The sequence below is a fragment of the Luteimonas composti genome (genome assembly GCF_042678665.1).
GTDB lineage: Bacteria > Pseudomonadota > Gammaproteobacteria > Xanthomonadales > Xanthomonadaceae > Luteimonas > Luteimonas composti.
This window is the reverse complement of sequence record NZ_JBHTKU010000003.1, coordinates 360,963-381,798: the sequence shown is the minus strand read 5'-3', so window position 1 is coordinate 381,798 and position 20,836 is coordinate 360,963. Positions and strand designations below refer to the sequence as shown.

20 protein-coding genes are annotated in these 20,836 nt (G+C 72.8%); 10 read left to right on the top strand and 10 right to left on the bottom strand.

Translation table 11 applies throughout. The features are described 5' to 3' along the window. Together ACFQ2D_RS10515 and ACFQ2D_RS10510 are read left to right on the top strand one after the other, a co-directional pair. A complete protein-coding gene (locus tag ACFQ2D_RS10515) occupies positions 1-1,794 on the top strand; it encodes a methyl-accepting chemotaxis protein (protein WP_280941389.1) in 1,794 nt (597 codons plus the stop codon). Between the two features lie 62 nt (positions 1,795-1,856). Further along, positions 1,857-2,429, top strand: coding sequence for a hypothetical protein (locus ACFQ2D_RS10510; protein WP_280941391.1), 573 nt, complete (start codon positions 1,857-1,859; stop codon positions 2,427-2,429). A gap of 5 nt (positions 2,430-2,434) precedes the next feature. Here the strand turns inward: ACFQ2D_RS10510 and ACFQ2D_RS10505 are convergent, their stop codons facing one another. Further along, positions 2,435-3,142: a Dph6-related ATP pyrophosphatase gene (locus tag ACFQ2D_RS10505; protein ID WP_280941392.1), complete on the bottom strand. Its 708-nt coding sequence runs from the start codon at positions 3,140-3,142 to the stop codon at positions 2,435-2,437. 56 nt (positions 3,143-3,198) lie between these two features. Between ACFQ2D_RS10505 and ACFQ2D_RS10500 the strand changes: the two genes are divergently transcribed. Both ACFQ2D_RS10500 and ACFQ2D_RS10495 read left to right on the top strand, forming a co-directional pair. Next, positions 3,199-4,656, top strand: a complete 1,458-nt coding sequence (locus ACFQ2D_RS10500; RefSeq protein ID WP_280941393.1) for a ThuA domain-containing protein — start codon at positions 3,199-3,201, stop codon at positions 4,654-4,656. Between the two features lie 25 nt (positions 4,657-4,681). Then, positions 4,682-5,563: an AraC family transcriptional regulator gene (locus tag ACFQ2D_RS10495; protein WP_280941394.1), complete on the top strand. Its 882-nt coding sequence runs from the start codon at positions 4,682-4,684 to the stop codon at positions 5,561-5,563. 18 nt (positions 5,564-5,581) lie between these two features. On the opposite strand, the gene ACFQ2D_RS10490 is transcribed toward ACFQ2D_RS10495, so the two are convergent. The 4 genes from ACFQ2D_RS10490 to ACFQ2D_RS10475 all read right to left on the bottom strand — a co-directional run bounded on the left by ACFQ2D_RS10490 (position 5,582) and on the right by ACFQ2D_RS10475 (position 9,727). Continuing rightward, positions 5,582-5,920 (bottom strand): hypothetical protein, encoded by a 339-nt coding sequence (locus ACFQ2D_RS10490; protein ID WP_280941395.1) that lies wholly within the window; start codon positions 5,918-5,920, stop codon positions 5,582-5,584. A 61-nt stretch (positions 5,921-5,981) separates the two neighbouring features. Continuing rightward, the gene (locus ACFQ2D_RS10485; protein ID WP_280941396.1) at positions 5,982-6,923 is read right to left on the bottom strand and encodes a DegV family protein; all 942 of its coding nucleotides are present in this window, start codon (positions 6,921-6,923) and stop codon (positions 5,982-5,984) included. A gap of 120 nt (positions 6,924-7,043) precedes the next feature. After that, positions 7,044-8,357 (bottom strand): amidohydrolase family protein, encoded by a 1,314-nt coding sequence (locus tag ACFQ2D_RS10480; RefSeq protein ID WP_280941397.1) that lies wholly within the window; start codon positions 8,355-8,357, stop codon positions 7,044-7,046. Continuing rightward, the gene (locus ACFQ2D_RS10475) at positions 8,354-9,727 is read right to left on the bottom strand and encodes an amidohydrolase (RefSeq protein WP_280941398.1); all 1,374 of its coding nucleotides are present in this window, start codon (positions 9,725-9,727) and stop codon (positions 8,354-8,356) included. The genes ACFQ2D_RS10480 and ACFQ2D_RS10475 overlap by 4 nt, the downstream gene beginning before the upstream one ends. Positions 9,728-9,834: 107 nt before the next feature. Here ACFQ2D_RS10475 and ACFQ2D_RS10470 point away from each other — a divergent pair, with 107 nt between their 5' ends. Genes ACFQ2D_RS10470 through ACFQ2D_RS10460 form a run of 3 tightly spaced genes read left to right on the top strand, consistent with a single transcriptional unit; the run spans position 9,835 to position 11,625 of the window. Then, positions 9,835-10,611, top strand: coding sequence for an AMP nucleosidase (locus ACFQ2D_RS10470; RefSeq protein ID WP_280941399.1), 777 nt, complete (start codon positions 9,835-9,837; stop codon positions 10,609-10,611). A 58-nt stretch (positions 10,612-10,669) separates the two neighbouring features. After that, positions 10,670-11,080, top strand: a complete 411-nt coding sequence (locus ACFQ2D_RS10465; protein WP_280941400.1) for a GFA family protein — start codon at positions 10,670-10,672, stop codon at positions 11,078-11,080. 11 nt (positions 11,081-11,091) lie between these two features. Continuing rightward, the gene (locus tag ACFQ2D_RS10460; protein WP_280941538.1) at positions 11,092-11,625 is read left to right on the top strand and encodes a DUF924 family protein; all 534 of its coding nucleotides are present in this window, start codon (positions 11,092-11,094) and stop codon (positions 11,623-11,625) included. 757 nt (positions 11,626-12,382) lie between these two features. On the opposite strand, the gene grxD is transcribed toward ACFQ2D_RS10460, so the two are convergent. Further along, positions 12,383-13,309, bottom strand: a complete 927-nt coding sequence (grxD, locus tag ACFQ2D_RS10455; RefSeq protein ID WP_280941401.1) for a Grx4 family monothiol glutaredoxin — start codon at positions 13,307-13,309, stop codon at positions 12,383-12,385. A 98-nt stretch (positions 13,310-13,407) separates the two neighbouring features. Between grxD and ACFQ2D_RS10450 the strand changes: the two genes are divergently transcribed. After that, positions 13,408-14,187: a polysaccharide deacetylase family protein gene (locus ACFQ2D_RS10450; RefSeq protein ID WP_280941402.1), complete on the top strand. Its 780-nt coding sequence runs from the start codon at positions 13,408-13,410 to the stop codon at positions 14,185-14,187. Between the two features lie 9 nt (positions 14,188-14,196). On the opposite strand, the gene ACFQ2D_RS10445 is transcribed toward ACFQ2D_RS10450, so the two are convergent. From ACFQ2D_RS10445 to ACFQ2D_RS10435, 3 genes are all read right to left on the bottom strand, one after another. Then, positions 14,197-14,892 carry a class I SAM-dependent methyltransferase gene (locus tag ACFQ2D_RS10445; RefSeq protein WP_280941403.1) on the bottom strand — a complete coding sequence of 232 codons (696 nt, stop codon included), beginning with the start codon at positions 14,890-14,892 and terminating at the stop codon, positions 14,197-14,199. Further along, entirely contained in the window at positions 14,885-15,517 is a 633-nt protein-coding gene (locus ACFQ2D_RS10440; protein ID WP_280941404.1) for an SGNH/GDSL hydrolase family protein, read from the bottom strand. The genes ACFQ2D_RS10445 and ACFQ2D_RS10440 overlap by 8 nt, the downstream gene beginning before the upstream one ends. A gap of 158 nt (positions 15,518-15,675) precedes the next feature. Next, positions 15,676-16,944, bottom strand: coding sequence for an aminotransferase class I/II-fold pyridoxal phosphate-dependent enzyme (locus ACFQ2D_RS10435; RefSeq protein WP_280941405.1), 1,269 nt, complete (start codon positions 16,942-16,944; stop codon positions 15,676-15,678). A gap of 93 nt (positions 16,945-17,037) precedes the next feature. Here ACFQ2D_RS10435 and rsgA point away from each other — a divergent pair, with 93 nt between their 5' ends. Then, positions 17,038-18,150 carry a ribosome small subunit-dependent GTPase A gene (gene rsgA / locus ACFQ2D_RS10430; RefSeq protein WP_280941406.1) on the top strand — a complete coding sequence of 371 codons (1,113 nt, stop codon included), beginning with the start codon at positions 17,038-17,040 and terminating at the stop codon, positions 18,148-18,150. Positions 18,151-18,156: 6 nt separating this feature from the next. Here the strand turns inward: rsgA and ACFQ2D_RS10425 are convergent, their stop codons facing one another. Continuing rightward, positions 18,157-19,386 (bottom strand): S41 family peptidase, encoded by a 1,230-nt coding sequence (locus ACFQ2D_RS10425; RefSeq protein WP_280941407.1) that lies wholly within the window; start codon positions 19,384-19,386, stop codon positions 18,157-18,159. A gap of 128 nt (positions 19,387-19,514) precedes the next feature. Between ACFQ2D_RS10425 and ACFQ2D_RS10420 the strand changes: the two genes are divergently transcribed. After that, positions 19,515-20,753: a flavohemoglobin expression-modulating QEGLA motif protein gene (locus ACFQ2D_RS10420; RefSeq protein ID WP_280941408.1), complete on the top strand. Its 1,239-nt coding sequence runs from the start codon at positions 19,515-19,517 to the stop codon at positions 20,751-20,753. Positions 20,754-20,836 lie beyond the last annotated feature (83 nt).

Below are 20,836 nucleotides of genomic sequence, written 5' to 3'. Positions count from 1 at the left end.
ATGCCGGGTTCCGAACACAACAGCCTTGCCTGCCTGCCGACGCTGCCTGACGCGCCGGTGGCGCTGATCCGGCTTGCGCAGGACGGGCGCGTGCAGGCGCTCAACCGCGCCGCCGTCGACCTGCTCGACCTGGCCGGCGTCGATCCGGCGACCCTGCGCTGCGACTGCGTCTGGGGGCTGTCCGAGGCCGACCTGGCCGGCGACGAGGGCGTCTGGGTGGCGCCCGGCGCCGATCCCGCGCGCCGGGTGTGCTACCAGATCGATCGCGACGGCGGCGGCTGGCTGCTGTCGCTGCCCGATGCCGCTTCCGCGGCCCTGTGGCGCGAGCGCGCGCAGCCCGTACCCGCGCTGCCGGCCGCCGCCGGCGAGAGCGATCGCGCCGGGCGGCTGCTGGCCATGGTCGGCGACCGGCTGGCCGCCTGCGACCTGGAGCTGCGCCTGGACGCGGCCGACGCCGGCACGTCCGATGCGCGCCGTCTCGCCGCCGGCTTCGGCAACCTGGCAGAGGCGATCCGCCAGGCCGTGGCGCTGTCGCTGCAGGTCGCCGGCGAAGTCCCGCAGGTGGTGGCCGAGAACGACGAACTGGTGCGCCAGTCGCAGGCCCAGGTCGACGCGCTGGACACCGTGGTCGTCTCGACCCGGCAGCTGCTCGCCGGACTCGACGCCCTGCGCGGGGACCTGGGCACGGTGACGTCGGTGGCCGCCAGCGCCGACGACAGCGCGCGCGAGGGCGCCGCCGCGGCGCGCGCGCTGGCCGAGGCCATGGCCGCGGTGCGCCAGAGCTCGGCGCGGGCCAACGACGTGATCGAGGTGATCGACTCGGTCGCGTTCCAGACCAACATCCTGTCCATCAACGCCAGCATCGAGGCCGCCCACGCCGGGCCGGCCGGACGCGGCTTCGCGGTGGTGGCGACCGAGATCCGGCGCCTGGCCGAACGCGCGGCGGAGGCCGCGCGCGACGTGCGCAGGATCATCGGCGAGAACAGCGAGGCCCTGGCCGAAGGCGCCGAGACCGCTGCGCGCACCGAGCAGGTGCTCGGCGGCATCGGTGGACTGCTCAGCCGCGCCAGCGCCGCGATCGAGACCGTGGCCGGCGGCATCGCGCAGCAGGGCGACGCGATCGCCGACATCGACCGCGCGGTGGGGGAGGTGGCCGCGCTGGGGCGCAGCAACCTCGAGCACGCCGCCAAGGTCGCCGAACGCAGCGAGGCGCTGGGCGCCGGCGCCGGCGCGCTGCACGACTGCGTCGGCCTGTTCCGGCTGCCGCCCGACCCGTTGCGCGAGCCGCGCCACGCGCGCGTGCTGGCACTGGCGCGCGAGACCTCGGACGCCATCGGGGCCACCTTCGCGCATGCGCTGGACCAGGGCTGGATCGACGACGACGGCCTGTTCTCGCGCGACTACACGCCGGTCCCGGGCGTGGAACCGGCCAAGTACGAAACCGCCTTCGACGCGCTCTGCGACGAGCTGCTGCCGCCGCTGCAGGAGCCGGTGGCCACCGCGCATCCGTGGATCGTGTTCGCGATCAGCGCCAATCCAGACGGCTACGTGCCCACCCACAACGACCGCTTCTGCCAGCCGCTGACCGGCGACCGCGCACGCGACCTCGTCGGCAACCGCACCAAGCGCATCTTCTCCGACCGCGTGGGACGCAGCGTCGGCGCGCACACCGATCCCTACCGCCTGCAAGTCTACCGGCGCGACACCGGCCAGATCATGTTCGACCTGTCGGTGCCGGTGTTCGTCAACGGGCGCCACTGGGGCGGTTTCCGCGTGGGCTATACGCTCGACTGAGGGCGCCGCGCCATCCGTCCCGATGCGGCTTACCATCGGGCCGGCGACACAGGGGGTTGTCGATGTCGAAACGCAGCAGTGGGCGCGCCTGCGCCCTGGTCCTGGCCATCGCCGCGCTGGGCGCCGGCGCCGCGCATGCGCAGGACGGCGCCGTGGGCGAAGGCCGCAGCATCGCCAGTGCGCAGGAGTTCCTGCGCCAGGTGCTGCCCGGCAACCGCTACGCCTCGACGATGATGTCGGAGATCCTCGAACGCGCCGGACGCCAGGGCTTGCGCGGGCACTTCGAGCCGCTGCCGCCGGTCTTCGACGCCGCGCCGCTGGCAGAATGCCGTTCTCTGCTGCTGGCCGATATCCGCGCTACCGACCTGGTGGTGCGCGATCCCGCCACGGGCGAGAGGGCGGTCAGCGCGCTGGCCGACCTGGTCGACGACAACGCGGTCGGCAGTCCGGACGGCTTCGACTTCGGCAGCATCCGCGCGCTGCGCCAGTCCGGCAACCGGGTGTTGCTGCGCTTCGCGGGCGAGCAGTCCGATGCGGTGCTGTACCTGGAGGGGGAGGAGATGGCCGCGCGCGTGCACGCCGCCCTGGATTACCTGCGCCGGCACTGCGACGCCAGCGCGGCCACCGGCTTCTAGCCGCCTTACGCCAGCGCGAAGTCGACCATGCGAAAGCGCCCGTCCCGGGTCCACGTCGCACCGGACACCAGCGCCAGGGGCGCATCGAACATCGGGCCGGCCCATACGCAGGTGTGGAACTCGCCGTTCTCGCCGCAGGCATCCACGCCCGGCGGCAGCGCGTCGAGCAGGGCGCGATCGAAGGCGCGGCCGGCGAAACCCGCATCGAGTTGCGTGGTATCCACGCAGCACAGCGCCGCATGCAGCCCGCCTCCCACCATCTCCCGCGCGAGCGCCTCAGTGCCGGCGCCGAACAAGGGCGTTTCGAGCCGCCAGCCCAGCGCGCCCAGCTGCGCCTCCCGCCAGGCGCGGATGTCGGCCAGGAACAGGTCGCCATAGGCCACGGTGTCCAGGCCCGGCCAGCGCGCGGCCGCATGCTGCAGGGCCTGGGCCAGGACCGACGTGTAGGTGGCGTTGTCGCTGCCCTCGGACACCGTCGCCTCCAGCAGCGGCAGGCCGGCCGCCCGGGCCTGCGCGCGCAGTACCTCGCCGCGCACGCCCTGCAGGCTGGCGCGGCCATCGCCGGCCGAGACCGTGCTCAGCAGGCCCACGACCTCCACGTCGGCGCGCTGGCGCAGAACGTGCAGGCTCCAGGCCGCGTCCTTGCCGCCGCTCCAGGCCAGCAGCAGCGGCCGCCGCGCCGCACTCACGCCGACGGCCCCGGTGCGCGGCATTGCGCATTCCTACAATCCCGTCGCGGCGCGGGCGTGCCAGTGTGCCGGTCCATGCCATGTTTATCCGCGAACGGATGATCGCGTTCAAGCCCGTCCTGGTCGTGCTGCTGGCACTGGTCGCCAGCGTGCAGGTCCGCGCCGGACCGCTGCCGCGCGTGCTGGTCCTCACCGGCAGCGGCCCCACGCGCGAGCATGGCCAGCAGTACCCGCCCTGGGTGCACGAGTTCCAGAACGACACGGTGGCCGCGGTGCTCTCGGGGAGCGCCGAGGTCGAGGTCAGCGAGGACCTGTCGATGCTCGACGCGCGCCGGCTCGCCGCCTACGACCTGGTGATCTCCAATTCGCTGTTCCTGACTCCCGACGCGGCCCAGCTCGAGGCGCTGCGCGGCTTCGTCACCGGCGGCGGCGCACTGATGACCCTGCACTGCGGGCTGCTGAGCTTCCTCAACGCCCCGTTCTACGAGCGGATGATGGGCGGGCTGTTCATCGGCGGGCCGGCGACCGTGCCGGAAACGTTCGAGGTGGTGCCCGGCAATCGCGAGTTCTGGTACTACGGCTACGCCTTCCGACCCGATGCGCCGCATCCGGTGTCGCGGGTGGTTGAACCCTTCACCACCACCGACGAGCTTTACCACTTCCAGCCCGGCGATCCGGACATCCAGGTGATCGCGCGCGCCGAGAACCATCCGGTGATGTGGGAGCGGCGCTGGGGCGGCGGCCGGGTCATGAGCCTGACCCTGGGCCACGACCGCCGCGCCAAGGACAATCCCGGCTACCGCGCCCTGCTGCGCGCGGGCGTGCGCTGGCTGGTGGGCTACCCGCTGGTCGCTCCGCTGCCGAAGCTCCATCTGGACGGCAGCGACGCGGCGTACGGGGCCGTCCTGCGCCTGGCCGACCACGCCCGGGTGCGCGGCGACGCGCCGCTGTCCTACGCGCTGGACGGCAACGACAACCCCGGCCTGCTGCAGCCCTTCGTCGATGCCGATGGCGTGCTGTCGCTGCGCCTGGGGGAGGGATCGGGCACGGCGCGCCTGCGCGTCCGCGTCAGCGCCCCGGACGGCCTGGCGGAGACGGTGGAGGCGATGGTCGAGGTCGACCGCGAACGGCGCGGCAACCTGGCCCGCTTCCGCGGCGTGCGCGCCAGCGTCTCCTCGGCCGAGGCGCGTCGCGACGTGATGGACCCGATGCACCTGGTCGACGGCGACCTTCGCACGCGCTGGAGCAGCGCCTGGGTCGACGAGGCCTGGGCCATGGTCGACCTCGGTCGCGCGGACGAGGTCTCGCGCGTGGTCCTGCACTGGGACCTGGCCCATGCCTCGGCCTATGCGCTGCAGGTGTCCGACGATCCGAACGGCGGCTGGCGTACCGTGGCCAGCGAAACCGCGGGCGACGGCGGCCGCGACGAGCTGCGCTTCGCGCCGGCGCGGGCGCGCTACCTGCGGCTGCTGGCCGGGCGCCGCGCCGATACGCGCTGGGGCCATTCGCTGCACGAGATCGAGGTCTACAATCGCTGACGCTCCCGGCAATCGTCGGTGCGTCATGCTGCCCCAGGACCCATCCCATGGACTGCAGTATCGCGAGCTGCCGCCCGGACCGCGGCTGCAGCCCCACGTGGCCTGCTACTGGGCGCTGCGCGCCCCCGCACCGCTGAGCCTGCGCGACCGCACCTTCCCGGACGGCTGCCAGGAGCTGATCTTCAACATCGGCACGCGCGTGCTGCGCAGCGACGACGGCCGGGCCTACGCGCGCAACCCGGACGCCGAGCTGGTCGGCCAGATGACGCGGCCCTACGACGTGCTGGCCGAGGGCGAGCAGCTGTATTTCGGGGTAAAGTTCCTGCCGCACGGCTTCGCGGTGTTCTGCCGCGAACCGGTCGACAGCCTGCGCGACCAGTCGATCGACCTGCGCCTGCTGTTCGGCCCCGCGTTCGGGGCGGTGCACGAACGGATCGCGACGGCGCGGCGCCTGTCCGTGTTCGTGGACGAAATGGAGGCGTGGCTGGACAGCCGCCTGTGCGAACGGCGCGCCGCCTCGGCCGCCTACCGTGCGGTCGACCGGGTCGTGGCGGCGCTGCTGGCCAGGCCGGACGGCAGCGGCCTGCACGCGGCCTGCGCGGACCCCGGCATCGGCCCGCGACGGCTGCAGGGTGCGTTCCGGGAACTGGTCGGCCTGAGCCCGCGCCAGCTGCGCGGCATGCTGCGCTTCCAGTCCTGCTTCCGCGGCCTGCAGGCGGGCATGCCGCCCGCGCAGCTGGCGCTGGCCTGCGGCTATTACGACCAGGCCCACTTCAATCGCGAGTTCCGGCACTACGCCGGCATGAGTCCGGGCGCCTGGAAGCGCGCGGGCGCGCCGCTCAACCGCTTCTTCCTCGACGCGGACAGCCGCGCCTGGCTGTGCAACGGCGCGCGCGTCGGGCGCTGAACGCCTTGGCCGCGCGGATCAGCCGCGAACGTCGCGCAGTTCCCATGCGCCGCCGGCCAGCAGGCGCATGCGGTGCTTGAACACGGTGCCGGGGATCGCGGTGTCGGCGACCAGGTCGATGTGCAGGTCGTGCTGCTGGCCCTGCACCACCGCCGTCGGGTCGGTGGCGCCCAGCGCGGCATCGACCGAGTCCGGATCGTCCTGGCGCGCGCGCCAGCGCTGGAACAGGCCGTCGCCGCGCAGCGCGTCCTGCAGCTCCGCGGCCAGGCCTTCGGCGCCCTGCGAGCGGAAGGCGAATTCGCCGGAGGCGCGGACGCGGTCGGGATCGGGCAGCCGGATGTGGTAGCGGACGGACATGGACGCAGGCTCCGAGAGGTGGGCTCCAGACTAGCAGCGCCGCGTCGATGCGGCGTCGGCGTCAGCCGAACTCGTGCGGATCGGCCGCGAAGCCGACGCAGACCGCGCCCTTGCCGACGTTGACCATGCCGGTCGGGCTCATCACCGTCTCGAACACTTCGATGCCGCGCTCGCCGCAGGCGTCGCGCAGCGCCCCGTAGCCGGGCATGGCGCGCATCTCGTCGAGCTCGCCGCCATAGCACAGGCACAGGGTGGGCGTGAGCAGGCCGGCCTCGACGCGGCGCGCGGCGAACTCGAACAGCGCACGCACCGCCGGATCGAATCCCTTGATCTTGGCCACCGGGCCGGTATCGCCGCGCCAGCCGCGCAGCACCGGCTTGATGTCGAGCGCGGTGCCGAGCGCCGCGCTGAACAGGCTGACGCTGCGGTCGCCCTTGTGGCGCGCGCGATTGCGGATGTAGTACAGGTCGCGCGGCACCAGGTAGCCGTAGGTGTGCATGGCCAGGTGCTCGAGCCGGCCGCGGATCCTGCCGGGCCCTTCGCCCGCGGCGCGCAGCCGCACCGCCTCGACCGGCAGGATGCCCTGCGCCGAGAACAGGTTCTGGCTGTCGATCACGCGCAGCGCGAACGGCGTGTTGTGCCCGGCCGCCGAACGCACCGGCCGGTACTCGTTGAGGATGGCGTAGCTGGCCTGGCGCGCGTTCTCGAAGATCTGGCTGCGCGTGCTGGTGACGGTGATGCAGAACACGTGGTCGTAGTCGACCACGAGCCGCCGCAGGAACAGGTCGCGGATCTGCTCGACGCTGAAGGGAATGGTCTCGGCGCTGACGCCGCGCTCGGCGATGTGCGAGTGCAGGAAGGCGAGCGTGTCCGCTTCGTCGCGGTAGTCGACCTGCACTTCATCGCCGATCCGGACCGAGATCGGCAGGATCTCGACCTCGTTGGCCTTCAGGTACTCGACCGGCAGGTCGCAGGTCGAGTCGACGACGATTCCGATGCGCATCGCTCCTCCCGTGGGGCCGCCCCCGCAACGCGATCCGGCAATTGTCGCGCAGTCCCGGTCAAAGCGGACCGTTCCACCGTCGCGCCGCGGCGTGGCAGGCGGCGCGCGGCGGCCCCGCGTTCAGTCTGCGCGGGCCGGGTAGGCGCGCGGCAGCGCCCCGGACTCGGCGGACGGGGCAGGACGCAGGTAGCGGTCGCGCAGTTCGGTCTGGCGCGAGCGCATCGGCATCGCCCGCCCGCCCAGCCAGACCTGGCGCGCGGTGTGGGCCACGTCGAGCGGGTCGCCGCTCCACAGCACCAGGTCGGCGGTCTGTCCGACCGCGATCGTGCCGAGGCGGTCGCCGACGCCGAAGGCCTGCGCCGGCACCCGGGTCAGCCCGGCCAGCGCCGCGTCCCAGGGCAGGCCGTTGGCCACCGCGTTGCCGGCCAGCTGGCGCACCTTGCGCGCATTGTGCGAGGCGTCGCCCGACTGGCTGAAGCCGACCTGCACGCCGGCCGCGTGCAGGCGCGCGGCGTTTTCCAGCGTCGCGCCGAGGCGGTCGAAATTGCCCGGCAGGTTGACCAGCGGATCGAGGAACACCGGCACCTGCGCCGAGGCGAGTTCGCCGGCGAGCTTCCAGGCCTCGGCGCCGCCGGAGATGGCCACGCGCACCCGCTGCTTCTGCGCCCAGCGCAGCAGCTGGCGGATGTCGCTGGCGCGATCGACCTCGACCACCATCAGTCCGCGGTTGTCCAGGAAGCGGTTCAGCGTGGCGCGGCCGGCGGGCGTGAGCAGGGCGAACTGCGAGTCGGCCGGGATCCGGCCCTGCGCCTCGTCGACCAGCTGCTGCAGCAGCATCCACTGGCCGGCGCGCGAGGCACCGCTGAGGTTGGAGGCGCCCGCGCCGAGCGACAGGAACAGCACCTTCGGGCCGGCCGGATCGGGGCTGCCGTCCAGGCGCACCACCGCGCCCTGTCCGCCGACGATCGAGCCGCCCGAGACCGTGCCCGCGCTGAGCAGGGTGAAGCCGATGCCTTCCACCCGCGCCACCGGCAGCAGGATCGACTCGGGGTTGTAGGCCAGGGTCACGTCGAACTCGGGACGGACGGTGATGTCCTTGGCGTTCTCGCCCAGCGCCAGCGAGGCATCGCGGGTCGAGGCTTCGCCCGAGACCTCCTCGATGCCGATGCCGGTCAGGCCGCCGAAGAAGGTCGGCGTCAGCGGCTGGCCCTGCGCATCGACCACCTGCGCGGCACCGGCCTGCAGGCCGCTGCCGATGGCGGCGATTCGGCCACCCTGCACCATCACGTCGGCGCCGCGCAGCGTGCCGCGCTCGCCGGCGGTGTGCACGGTCGCATTGCGGATCAGCACGTCCTGGGCGGCCGCCGACAGCGGCAGCAGCGCGGCGAGCAGGGCGGCGGCGAGGCCGGCGCGCTTGCGGACCGGGCGGCTCATCGCGCACCTCCCTGCGCGACCGGCTGGCCGAGCATGAAGTCGGTGACCGGCTGGCGCGATGGATCGTGGCGGTCGTAGACGTGGGCGCCGTCGATCCAGACCTGTTCGGCCTGCGCGTAGACGCTGAAGGGATTGCCGTTCCAGAGCACCACGTCGGCCATCTTGCCCGGCGCGAGTGTGCCGGTGACCTCGCCCACGCCCAGCGCGCGGGCCGCGTTCTGGGTGATCCAGCGGATCGCGTGCTCGGGTGCGATCTCGATGCCGACGCGGCGCGCGTTGGCGATCACCTTGGCCGCTTCCTGGTTGAGGCGCTGGATGCCCTCGTCCGAGTCCGAGTGCACGATCGCGCAGCCGCCCGGCGCGCGGTCGACGATGGCGATGTTCTCCTGGATGCCGTCGAAGGCCTCCATCTTGAAGCCCCACCAGTCGGCCCAGAGCGCGCCGCACACGCCTTCGGCGGCGAGCCGGTCGGCCAGCTTGTAGGCCTCCACGCCGTGGTGGAAGGCGGTGACCTTGAAGTCGAACTCCCGGGCCAGGTCCAGCATCTGCGCCATCTCGTCGGCGCGGTAGCAGTGGATGTGCACCAGGATGTCGCCGGCCATGGCGCCGGCCAGGGTCTCGAGCTTGAGGTCGCGCTTGGTGGAGGCGTCCTTGTCGCGCTTGCGCGCGTAGTCCTGCGCCTCGATGAAGGCCGCGCGGTAGCCGGCCACGTTGCCCATGCGCGTGGACGGGCCGCCCTTCTGGCCGTAGACGCGCTTGGGGTTCTCGCCGCAGGCCATCTTCAGCCCGTGCGGCGCGTCGGGGAACTTCATGCCCTGCGCGGTGGTGGCGGCGACGTTCTTGAGCGTGACCCCGCGCCCGCCGACCAGGTTGGCCGAACCGGGCAGGATCTGCAGCGCGGTCACGCCGCCGGCCAGCGCCGCGCCGAAGCCCGGATCCTGCGGCCACACCGAATGCTCGGCCCAGACCTGTGCGGTGACCGGCGCGGTCGCCTCGTTGCCGTCGCTGTGCGCGCTGGCCCCGGGGCTGGGGTACACGCCCAGGTGCGAGTGCACGTCGATCAGGCCGGGCGTGACCCACTTGCCGCTGCCGTCCACGCGCACCGCGTCGGCGCCGGCCGACAGGCCGCTGCCCACCTGCTCGACCCTGCCGTCGCGCAGCAGCACGTCGGCGTTGTCCAGGCGGCGGCCGTCGCCGGTGAGCACCGTGGCGCCGGTGATCAGCACCGGTGGCGCCGCGATCGGGCGGTAGGTGCTCGCGTAGGACTCCACGCCGGAGCTGGCCGGTGCGCTGGCAGCATCGCGGCCGGTGGTGCTCGCGCAGCCGGCGAGCAGGGCTGCACACAGGGCAGCGGTGAGGGGTTTGCGCATGGCGGCCTGTTCACGGGACGGATCGGCCGACGGTAACCGCTGGCCCCGGTTCCGCCAAGCGGCCGAAAGTCATGGCGCGTGACACAATGCCCGCAGGAGGATCTTCGATGAAGGATAAGGAAGACATCGTCGCCAACTGGCTGCCGCGCTACACCGGCGTGCCGCTGGCGGACTTCGGCCAGCACATCCTGCTGACCAACTTCGGCGGCTACCTCGGCCACTTCAGCCGCATGACCGGCGCGCCCGTGGTCGGGCTCGACCGGCCGATGCCCAGCGCCACCGCCGACGGCATCACCATGATCAACTTCGGCATGGGCAGCCCCAACGCCGCGACCATGATGGACCTGCTCTCGGCGATCGGGCCCAGGGCGGTGCTGTTCCTGGGCAAGTGCGGCGGACTCAAGCGCAAGAACCAGCTCGGCGACCTGGTGCTGCCGATCGCCGCGATCCGGGGCGAGGGCACGTCCAACGACTACCTGCTGCCGGAGGTCCCGGCGCTGCCGGCCTTCGCCCTGCAGCGCGCGGTCTCGACCATGATCCGCGACCTCGGCCACGACTACTGGACCGGCACGGTGTTCACCACCAACCGCCGCGTCTGGGAGCACGACGACGCGTTCAAGGAACGGCTGCGCGCGATGCGCTGCATGGCCATCGACATGGAAACCGCGACCATCTTCGCCGCCGGCTTCGCCAATCGCATCCCGTCCGGCGCGCTGCTGCTGGTGAGCGACCAGCCGATGATCCCGGAAGGGGTCAAGACCGAGGCCTCGGACGCCAAGGTCAGCGCCGAATACGTCGAGCGCCACATCCAGATCGGCATCGAGGCGCTGCGCCTGATCCGTCGCCACGGCAAGTCGGTGCGCCACCTGCGTTTCGACGAGTAGCGCTGCCGCGCGCCGGCCGGCGGCGTATGCTGGCGGCCGGTCCCTGCAAGGAGGCTCCATGGCGGTCCAGACCCATCGTGGCAGCTGCCACTGCGGCAACGTGGCGTTCGAAGTCGACCTCGACCTGTCCGCCGGCGGCGGCAAGTGCAACTGCTCGATCTGCCGCAAGACGCGCAACTGGTCGGCCTCGGTCAAACCCGAGGCGTTCCGGCTGCTGACCGATCCGGGCGCCACCACCGACTACAGCCGCAACGGCGTGGTCCACTGGGTGTTCTGCAGCACCTGCGGCGTGCGGCCCTATTACCATGGCGACATCCCGGAAGCCGGCGGCGCCTTCGTCGGCGTGCAGCTGGCCTGCCTGGACGGGGTCGACGACGCGCAGCTCGCGGCCGCGCCGGTGCGCTATGCCAACGGACGCGACAACGACTGGTGGCACGAACCGTCCGCGGCCGAAAAGGCGTTCCTGTGAGCGCACGCGCCATGTCCCCGGAGGCGGTGGTCGGGTTCTGGCGGGACGCCGGTTACGCCAGCTGGTTCAACGGCGGCGAGCAGTTCGACCTGCAGTGCCGCGAGCGTTTCGCCGATGCGCACTTCGCTGCCGCGCGGCGCGAGTACGAGCACTGGATGGACAGCGCCGACGGCGCGCTGGCGCTGCTGGTCCTGCTCGACCAGATCCCGCGCAACATTTTCCGCGGCAGCGGCCACGCCTTCGCCACCGACCCGCTGGCCCTGCATTACGCGCGCCGCATGGTGGACGCGGGCCTCGACCAGGCCGTCGACGCGGAGCTGCGCGCGTTCGCCTACCTGCCGTTCGAACATTCCGAAGACCTCGCCGACCAGCGTCGCTCGGTCGCGCTGTTCGACGCGCTGGGCAACGAAGGCTACGCCCGCTATGCGCAGGCGCACCTGGACGTGATCGAACGCTTCGGCCGCTTCCCGCACCGCAACCGCGCGCTGGGACGGGTCAACACGCCTGAGGAGCAGGCCTGGCTGGACGCAGGCGGCGGGTTCTGAGGTTCAGTCCAGAGGGATGGGACGGCCACTCCCATCACGCCAGTAGGCGGGCGAGGGGGCGGGCAAGACATCGTTGAAGGCGTCCCAGAGGCGCGCGGTGGCTTGCATCGAAGTCCCGCAATTTCGCATTCGGGCGGCATAGCGCCCACCAATGCAGGCCTCCAGAAATACCGGATTCCCATCGAGGCAGTTCAGACTGATGCTGTCCTGGGGTGAGTCCCACAGCAATGAATCCCGCCAGCGAGCGCGCACGGAATCCATTTCCGTCCGTGTCAGGCGAAGCGTCCTCACCGGTGTCACAAGCGTCACGTTCTCATCCGTGGCACTGCGAACCCCAAGGGGCGCGCCCTGCGGAGGGGGCGGAGGAGGAGCACCGACCAAGCCATTCTCGCTCCACCGGATCTCGACGTCGCGGCCGCGGACGTCCATCGCGATTCTCCACGCGGGGGGGCCGAATGCACCCGCGCCGATGTGCGCGACATAGTGTTCGCCATCGCCTGTCCGGGAAAAGGGGTTTCCGCACTCACGTGCCAATGACATGGCAGCGTCGGTTCGGATCAACACCTGCCGGACCGCGTGTTCATGCGCATCCATGCCGCCGGAGGGCAGGCCGATCCACGGCTGGTAACCAGCTGGAGATGGCCGGGAACCGCCGAAAGCAAGGTGGAGGGTCGCGCCAGTGACCAGCGTCAGCGCGACGACCGCCACCACGATTGCCCCAGGGTGGATGTGCCGGCCCCGTCGCATGGACCCGGACTCAGTACTTCGGGATCGACGGATCCACCGTGTCCGACCAGGCGCTGATGCCGCCGTCCACGTTGTGCACGTCGCGGAAGCCGAGCATCCGGAATTCCTCGGCGGCGCGGCCGCTGCGGCCGCCGGCGTGGCACAGGAAGGCGATCGGCCGGTCCTTCGGCAGCGCCTGGATCCCGGCGCTGCCGGCGTCCAGGGTCAGGAACGGCACGGACACCGACGCGATCGCGCGCTCTTCAGGCGGGCGCACGTCGACCAGGACCATTTCGCCGGCGCGCACGCGCGCTTCGACCTCGGCCGGGGTCGACTGCACCACCGGCGGCGGCGCGTTCGGGTTCTCGATCACCAGGCCCTTGCCGCGCATGTCGTCGGCAAAGTCGATGCGCAGGCCTTCGGCGCGGCGCGCGCCGGCCAGGTCGAACTGCACGCGCACGCCCTCGACCTCGGTGGCCACGGCGTCGGCGTCGGGCGGGGCCAGGTTCAGGCGGGTGCGGAAGTTGCGGTCCACGTCCACCTGCAGCACCACTTCGCCACCGGCGTCGCTGATCGCCTGTCGGATCATCGCCAGCGCGGCCGGGGTGATGGTGATCGACGGCGGCGTGCGGTCGGGCGCGGGCAGGCCCAGCGCGGTATGCAGCTCGCCGCTGTTGACCATCTGCGCGATGATGTCGCTGCCGCCCACCAGTTCGCCGTCGATGTACAGCTGCGGGATCGTCGGCCAGTCGCCGTAGGCCTTGATGCCTTCGCGGATCTCGCCGTCGGCCAGCACGTTCACGTGCGCGTAGTCGGCGCCCAGCGCATCCAGCGCGGACACCGCCTTGGCCGAGAAGCCGCACTGCGGCGCGGACGGCTCGCCCTTCATGAACAGCACGGCGCGGTTGGCCTGCAGCAGCGATTCGATGCGGGCGCGCAGGGCGGGGTCGAGGGACATGACGGCGATCCTTGGAGCGGGCCGGCCATGGTACCGCGATCGCCCCTGCCGGGCCCGCAACGCGGCGTTGCGGGCGCGTGCGATGGCATCATCCGCGCATGCATGCCCCGCACCGACCGCCGCGCCACCCGCACGCCTGGCTGCCCCTGCTGCTGCTCTCGCAGCTGCTGGTGGCGGGGATCTGGTGGCGCTGGGGCTGGGGCGTCGGCCTGCCGTCCATGCTGGCCACGCATGCGCTGGCCTGGTGGGGCGTGCTGGCGCCGGGCGCGGCGCTGTACGGGCCGGTGCTCGCGCGCCTGCCGACGCAGGATCGGGAGGTCTGGCTGACCATCGACGACGGCCCGTCGGAAGACACCGCCGCCATCCTCGACCTGCTCGACGCGCATGGCGCGAAGGCGACGTTCTTCCTGGTCGGCGACCGCGCGGCGGCGCGCCCGGAGCTGGCGCGCGAGATCGCGCGCCGCGGCCACGGCATCGGCAACCACAGCGCCACCCATCCGCAGGCCTGGTTCTGGGCGCTGGGGCCGGGGCGGATGCTCCGCGAAATCGAGGACGCGCAGCGCCAGCTCACCGCGATCGCGGGGCGCGCGCCGCGCTGGTTCCGTTCGGTGGTCGGGCATACCAATCCGTTCGTGCACGCGCCGCTGCGACGGGCGGGGCTGGCGCGCGTGGCCTGGAGCGCGCGCGGCTTCGACGCGGTGCAGGGCGACGTCGACAAGGTGGTGTCTGCGATCGAGCGCGACCTCGCGCCCGGCGCGATCGTGCTGCTGCACGAGGGCGCGCCGCACGGGCGCAACGTGGAGATGATCGGCCGGCTGCTGCAGCGGCTCGATGCGCTCGACTACCGCGCGACGCTGCCGGACGGCGACCGCGGCTGATCCCCGGCGTCAGTCGCGGCGCGCGACCACCAGCCAGTTGTTGAAGGGCGTATTGCCGAACCAGGGGCGGATGTCCGCCGCCAGGCCGGCCGCGTCGAAGCGCGCCTGCAGTTCGTCCACGGTGGGGTAGTGCTTGGGCCGGTCGGGCATCCAGCCGGTGAGCGCGGCGAACCGGTCGCCGGCGCGGGTGCGGCGGATGCGTGCGCCGCCATCGTCGAGCGCGGCCCGCATCACCAGCACCGCGCCGGGCGCGAGCATGGCGATCGCCGCGTCGAGCAGGGTGGCCTGCTGCTCGCGGGTGAGGAACTGCAGCACGTCCAGGATCGCCACGCTGCCCTGGTGCGATGGATAGCCGCGCGACAGGTCGACCACCGCGAAGTGCACGTCGGGCAGGCCGGACCTTGCGGCGATGCGCTGGGCACGCGCGATCTTCGGGGCGTCGATGTCCACGCCGAGATAGGACGTGTCCTGTCCATCCGCACGCAGCGCGTGGGCCAGCAGGCCCAGCCCGCAGCCCAGGTCGAGCACGGGCGCGTGGCAGCCGCGCAGCGCGTCGAGCACCCCGGGATAGAGCGGGTCGGTGCGCAGCTTGGTCAGGGTGTAGTAGTAGTCGTAGCGGTTGCCCAGTACACGGGCCGGCAGGAAGGCGCGGGCGATGCCCTTCGCGGTGGCGGCGTCGAGCGGCCGCAGCGTCTGTTCAGTCATCGCGGGACAGTAACCGACGCGCCACCGGCAGCGCCAGCTGCGCCCATTGCGCGTACATCGCCGCGGAAGGATGCAGGCCGTCCCCGGCCAGCATCCCGGGTTCGGCGCCGCGCGCGCGGCTGACCGGCGCGATGTCGACGAAGGCGATGCCGCGCGCCGCGCACAGCTGCCGCGCCGCCGCGTTGAACGCGTCGAGTTCGCGCGCGATCGCGGCGGTGTCGCGCCCGCTGGCCCGGGCGAACGGCGTCACGCCCCAGTCCGGGATCGACAGCACCAGCACGCGGCCGGCGCGGCCGGCGGCGAAACCGGTCGCGCGCTGCAGCAGTGCGTCGAACTGGGTGCGGTATTCGTCGAGGCCGCGCCCGCGGTACTGGTTGTTGACCCCGACCAGCAGCGAGACCAGGGCGAAATCCGAAGCCGGCTGCACCGCGTCGATCGCGTCCGACAGCTCGTCCGTGGTCCAGCCGGTGGTGGCGATGATCCGCGGATCATCCAGCGCGATGCCTTCGGCGCGCAGTGCATGCGCCAGCTGTACCGGCCAGCGGCCCGCTTCTTCCACCGACTCGCCGATGGTGTAGCTGTCGCCCAGCGCGAGGTAGGGCAGGGTGCGCGGACCGGTAGCCATCAGTGCGTCGTCCTCGGGTGCGGAACGACGCGCCTCGCCTGCGGATGGAGGGCCGGGGTGGGGGCCTGCCGCCGCGGCCATCGTCGGTCCAGAGCGGGAATGCCGCGCGTTGAGCGGCCTCCGTGCCTGCCGGCGGTGATGCGTTCCGCCAGGCAGACTCACGCCGCCGGCCGCGCCTTCTTCTTCATCGGCACGACCTTGCCATTGGCGATCGCGCGCTTCTCGAGCACGCGGTCGATGCGGGCGAACACCTCGCGCACCATCTCCGGCTGCGGCAGCAGCGTCACCCGGAAGTGGTTGCGGTAGGGCACGTTGAAACTGGTGCCGGGCACGATCAGCACGTCCTCGGTCTCCATCAGCTCCAGCGCGAAGCCGTGGTCGTCGAAGCCCCTGGCCGCGTCGCCGACCACGCCCGGGAAGGCATAGAGCGCGCCGGCCGGCGCCACCAGCTGCAGGTGTTCGCTGGCCTCGCAGGCCTCGACCACCGCGCGCCGCGCCTCGTACAGGCGACCGCCCGGCGCGCACAGCGGGCCGATGGTGTCCTCGCCACTGAGCGCGGCCTCGATCGCGAACTGCCCCGGCACGTTGGCGCACAGGCGCAGCGCGCCCAGCAGGTCCATGGCGTGGCGGAACGCGGTGCTGCGCGCCGGATCGCCCGACAGCACCGCCCAGCCCACGCGCCAGCCGCAGGCGCGATGCACCTTGCTCAGCCCGCCGAAGGACAGGCAGGGCACGTCGCCGGCCAGCGGCGCCACCGGCTCGAAGCGGGTGTCGTCGTAGACGATGCTGTCGTAGATCTCGTCGCACAGCAGCAGCAGGTTGTGCTTCGCGGCGATGGCCACGATGCGCTCCAGCAGCTCGCGCGGATAGTTGGCGCCGGTGGGATTGTTGGGATTGATCAGCACGATCGCGCGGGTGCGCGCGGACACCAGCGCCTCCATCTCCACCGGATCGGGCAGGAAGCCGTTGTCCTGGTGGCACTGGTAGAACACGGGCCGGCCGTCGTTGAGGATGGTGGCCGCCGACCACAGCGGGTAGTCGGGCGAGGGCACCAGCACTTCGTCGCCGGGGTTGAGCAGGGCGCGCAGCGAGATGTCGATCAGCTCGCTCACGCCGTTGCCCACGAACACGCGGTCGGGCGAGGCATAGGGCGTGCCGCGCGCCACGTGGTGCGCGGCGATCGCCTCGCGCGCCTCGGGCAGGCCCTGCTGGTGGGTGTAGGGATCGGTGCGGTGGATGTGGTCGGCGATCGCGCGCTGCAGGTGCTCGGGCGCGCGGAAGCCGAAGGCGCCCGGATTGCCGATGTTGAGCTTGATCAGCGTACGTCCCTGGGCCTCGAGCTCGCGGGCGCGCCGGGCGAGTTCGCCGCGGATCTCGTAGCGGACTTCGGACAGGCGTTCGCGGACGGGCAGGCTGGGAGCGGACATCGACGTGGGCCGGCGGCGGGAGGCCGCGCAAAACCGGATCATACGCCGCGCCGGCGCTAGAATCGCGGGCATGACGACCCTCGCCGCCCGCGCTTGATTCCCGCCATCGATGCCCTGCGCGCGATCGGCTGGCCCTGGGTGGGCCGGCCGACCGCGGGCCCATGGGCCGAGGTGATGGACGCCCACCCCAAGGCCGGGCCGGCGCGGGTGATCGAGCAGCACCGCAGCGGCTACGTGGTTGCCAATGCAACCGACCATGCCGCCAGCGTCGAGTCGCCGCCGGAATGGCAGCGCCCGCCCGGCTACCGCAAGGGCAAGGTCGCTCCCGAGGACCGCGCGGTGGTGGGCGACTGGGTGCTGGTCGAGGACGGCAGGCGCATCGTCGCGCTGCTGCCCCGGCGCAGCGCGATCAAGCGCGGCGCGGCCGGCGAGCACTACCGCCAGCAGCTGATCGCCGCCAACATCGACGTGGTGCTGGTGGTCTGCGGCCTGGACGGCGACTTCAACCCGCGCCGGATCGAGCGCTACCTGCTGCTGGTCCAGGCCGAGGGCGTCACCCCGGTGGTGGTGCTGACCAAGGCCGACCGCCCCGGCGCCGATCCCGAAGCGGCCTTGGCCGCGCTCGCCGGCGTGGCCGCGCAGGGCGTGCCGGTGCTGGCGCTCAACGCGCGCGACCCCGAGGCCGCGCGTGCGCTCGACCCCTGGCTGCAGCCGGGCGCCACCGCGGTGCTGGTCGGCTCCTCGGGCGCGGGCAAATCGACGCTCACCAATTCCCTGCTCGGGATCGAGCGCATGAAGACCGCGGCGGTGCGCGAGCACGACGCGCGCGGCCGCCACACCACCACCTACCGCGCGCTGATCGCGCTGCCCTCGGGCGCCTGCCTGATCGACACCCCGGGCATGCGCGAACTCAAGCCGACCGGCGAGGAGGAACTGGCCGAGGGTGGCTTCGGCGAGATCGAGGCCCTGGCCGCGCAATGCCGCTTCCGCGACTGCCGCCACGCCGCCGAACCCGGCTGCGCCGTGCGCGCGGCGGTCGAGGCGGGCACGCTGGATCCGGGCCGGCTGGCCAACTACCTCAAGCTGCGCGACGAGGTGGCGATCGCCTCCGACCGCCTGGCCTCGCGCCTGGCGCAGAAGCCGGCGCCGCGTCCCGCCGCAAAGCCGCCCGCGAGACGTCCCGACGGCAAGCCCGGACGACGCTGAGCCGGGTCAGGGCGCGGACAGCAGCGCCTGGACGGCCGCGTCCAGCACCGGGTCCCGCCCGGCGCGCACCGCGTCCCAGTCCGGGGCCAGCGCCACGTCGGGATCGACCCCTACCTTGTCGAGGCTGCGTCCGCCGGCCGTGGTGATGGCCCACATGCCCACCCGCAGCAGCCCGCCGTCGGGCAGGTTGATGCCGCGCGTCCCGACCACCGCACCGTGGCTGCGCTGGCCGAACAGGCGTGCGCGGCCGGTCTCCTGCAGGCGCGCGGCCAGCAGTTCGGCCGCGCTGGCGCTGCCGGGACCGATCAGCACCGCCAGCGGACCGGTGTAGGGGTCGCGCGGCGTGCTGGCGAGGATCCGGTGTCCGGCAGTCCCCTCGTGCAGCACCAGCAGGTCCTCGCGTGGAGGATTGAGGCGCGCGTGGATGCGGGCGGCCACGCCCCACTGGCCACCGCCGTTGCGGCGCAGGTCCAGCACCAGCGCGCGTGGCGGGGTGCGTGCCAGCGCTTCGAGCTCGGGCACCAGCCACGCCTCGCTGACGTGGTCGAAATCGTCGAAACGCAGATAGGCGATGCCGTCGCGGAGCTGCCGCCGTTCGCGGCGCGGCGGCGGCTCCATCGCCCGCGCCACCAGGTCGAGGCCGTGGCGGCCGCCGTCCTCGTCCACGAAAACAAGGTGGGCGGACCGGCCTGCGACGGGTGCTGGCGCGCTGGCCGGCGGCTGCCCGTCCACCGTGTCCAGCTGCCATCCGGCGAGCACGCCCGCCGCGGCCGCCGGGCCGGCTGGATCGACCGCGGCCACCACGGTGCGCGGCCCGTCCTTGACGGTGGCGAGCCCCCAGTTGGCGTCCGCCCGCCCGTGCCGCTGCGCCGCGCGCCGCGCGCGCGCGGTCGGCGACAGCGCGTAGGTGTGGGCGTCGTCGAGCGTCTGGAGCAGGCGGTCGATGCCGGCATACAGCGCGGCTTCGTCGACCGCCGCCACGCTGTCGGGGCGCAGGGCCGCGGCCGCAGCGGCGAAGCCGGCGCGGTCGGCATCGCGCCGGTAGAACAGCTGCTGGGCGTACCGCACCACCGCGTCGTGGACGCGGCCGTTGAGCGCGGCGCGTTCGGCCGAACCATCGGCCGGGCGTACGGCAGCGGGCGGCTGCTCGTACTCGTGCGGCCGTTCGAAGGGCGGGCTGGCGCAGCTGGCAAGCGCCAGCGCGCCCAATACGGCAAGCAGGCGGGAAAGAAGCATCGGATGAGCCTAGGCGATCGCCGGGCGGCGGTCGATCTGCCGGCCGCGCCGCGCACGGCGTGGCGGCGCCCGCGCGCCTGCCGGCCGCTTCTGCGCTAGCGTGTGCGTTCCGAAGCCGCCGCCTGCCGATGATCGACGCCATCGCCCACCACGCCGCCCTCGATGCCCGCATGGTGCGGGCGGCGCGCGAACTGCGCGTGCTGTCGCTGGCCAGCTGGCCGGCGACGGTGCAGCGCGACTTCCTGGCCGACCTGGCGCGCGGCCAGCGCCGCCTGCCCCGGGTCGAGTACCCGGCGCACGACTTCGGCGAGGCCCGGCGCGAACTCGAGTCCATCGCCGCCGCCGCCGATCCGGACCATCCGCTCGGCGCCTACCTGGCCGACTCGGCGCGCGACTGGGCGCTGGCCGCGCGCATGCTCGAGGCCCTGGGCACGCCGGCCGTGGGCGCGATGTCGGTGATGCTCTACGGGCATCCGGACGATCCGCTGCCGGGCGGCGACACCAGTACCGGCGAGGCCGCCCGCCACTTCATCGGGATCGCCGACGAACTCGACCGGGAGCTGCTGGCGCCCGAAGAGCAGGTGACCATCTCGGCCACCGCCCTGCAGCTGCAGCTGCAGAACCAGCTCGACGCCTTCTTCGAAGGGCGCGTGGTGACGGTGGAGCTGGACCCGGAGCTGATTGCCAAGGCCGCCGCCGGCGCCTACCGCATCCGCCTGCGCGACGGCGCCGCCTTCAGCGACTACGACCGCGCCCAGCTGCTGCACCACGAAGCGCTGGTGCACTCGCTGACCGCGCTCAACGGCCGCGCCCAGGCCACCCTGCCGAGCCTGGCGATGTCCTCGCCGCGGGTCACCGCCACCCAGGAGGGCCTGGCGGTGCTGGCCGAACTGATCACCGGCAGCATCGACATCGAGCGCATGAAGCGGGTGAGCCTGCGCACCACGGCGATCTCGATGGCGCTGGCCGGCGCGGATTTCCTGCAGGTGTTCGACTGGTTCCGGGACGCGGGCCAGGACGCGGCGGAAAGCTTTTCCTCGACCCAGCGCGTGTTCCGCGGCGTGCCCGTCACCGGCGGCAGCGCATTCGCCAAGGACACGGTGTACCTGCGCGGCCTGGTCGAAGTGCACACCTTCTTCCGCCACGCCCTGCGCGAGGGCCGCCTGCTGCAGTGCCGGCGCCTGTTCGCGGGCAAGATGACGCTGCAGGACGTGGCCCGCCTGGACCCGCTGTTCGACGCCGGCGTGCTCGCGCCGCCGCGCTGGCTGCCCGACTGGGTGGCGCGCGCCAACGGCCTGGCGGGGCAGCTGGCGTTCTCCCTGTTCGCCAACCGCATCCGCCTGGACCGGATCTCCAACGGCGCCTGAACCTGCCGGTGCCGCGCTTTCGCAGCGCCATGCGCCATCCAGCGCGCTTGCGCCACCTTCCGCAGCCCTGCCGCGGTGATCGG

Excerpts from the sequence above, each read along its gene's own strand:
- ACFQ2D_RS10485 (WP_280941396.1), bottom strand. The coding sequence starts at position 6,923 with ATGCGCATCGGAATCGTCGTCGACTCGACCTGCGACCTGCCGGTCGAG.
- ACFQ2D_RS10480 (WP_280941397.1), bottom strand. The coding sequence starts at position 8,357 with ATGAGCCGCCCGGTCCGCAAGCGCGCCGGCCTCGCCGCCGCCCTGCTC.
- ACFQ2D_RS10425 (WP_280941407.1), bottom strand. The coding sequence starts at position 19,386 with ATGCTTCTTTCCCGCCTGCTTGCCGTATTGGGCGCGCTGGCGCTTGCC.
- ACFQ2D_RS10510 (WP_280941391.1), top strand. The coding sequence starts at position 1,857 with ATGTCGAAACGCAGCAGTGGGCGCGCCTGCGCCCTGGTCCTGGCCATC.
- ACFQ2D_RS10495 (WP_280941394.1), top strand. The coding sequence starts at position 4,682 with ATGCTGCCCCAGGACCCATCCCATGGACTGCAGTATCGCGAGCTGCCG.
- ACFQ2D_RS10450 (WP_280941402.1), top strand. The coding sequence starts at position 13,408 with ATGCATGCCCCGCACCGACCGCCGCGCCACCCGCACGCCTGGCTGCCC.
- ACFQ2D_RS10465 (WP_280941400.1), top strand. The coding sequence starts at position 10,670 with ATGGCGGTCCAGACCCATCGTGGCAGCTGCCACTGCGGCAACGTGGCG.
- ACFQ2D_RS10505 (WP_280941392.1), bottom strand. The coding sequence starts at position 3,142 with ATGCCGCGCACCGGGGCCGTCGGCGTGAGTGCGGCGCGGCGGCCGCTG.
- ACFQ2D_RS10490 (WP_280941395.1), bottom strand. The coding sequence starts at position 5,920 with ATGTCCGTCCGCTACCACATCCGGCTGCCCGATCCCGACCGCGTCCGC.
- ACFQ2D_RS10470 (WP_280941399.1), top strand. The coding sequence starts at position 9,835 with ATGAAGGATAAGGAAGACATCGTCGCCAACTGGCTGCCGCGCTACACC.
- ACFQ2D_RS10445 (WP_280941403.1), bottom strand. The coding sequence starts at position 14,892 with ATGACTGAACAGACGCTGCGGCCGCTCGACGCCGCCACCGCGAAGGGC.
- ACFQ2D_RS10440 (WP_280941404.1), bottom strand. The coding sequence starts at position 15,517 with ATGGCTACCGGTCCGCGCACCCTGCCCTACCTCGCGCTGGGCGACAGC.
- ACFQ2D_RS10475 (WP_280941398.1), bottom strand. The coding sequence starts at position 9,727 with ATGCGCAAACCCCTCACCGCTGCCCTGTGTGCAGCCCTGCTCGCCGGC.
- ACFQ2D_RS10435 (WP_280941405.1), bottom strand. The coding sequence starts at position 16,944 with ATGTCCGCTCCCAGCCTGCCCGTCCGCGAACGCCTGTCCGAAGTCCGC.
- ACFQ2D_RS10460 (WP_280941538.1), top strand. The coding sequence starts at position 11,092 with ATGTCCCCGGAGGCGGTGGTCGGGTTCTGGCGGGACGCCGGTTACGCC.
- ACFQ2D_RS10500 (WP_280941393.1), top strand. The coding sequence starts at position 3,199 with ATGTTTATCCGCGAACGGATGATCGCGTTCAAGCCCGTCCTGGTCGTG.
- ACFQ2D_RS10515 (WP_280941389.1), top strand. The coding sequence starts at position 1 with ATGCCGGGTTCCGAACACAACAGCCTTGCCTGCCTGCCGACGCTGCCT.
- ACFQ2D_RS10420 (WP_280941408.1), top strand. The coding sequence starts at position 19,515 with ATGATCGACGCCATCGCCCACCACGCCGCCCTCGATGCCCGCATGGTG.
- grxD (WP_280941401.1), bottom strand. The coding sequence starts at position 13,309 with ATGTCCCTCGACCCCGCCCTGCGCGCCCGCATCGAATCGCTGCTGCAG.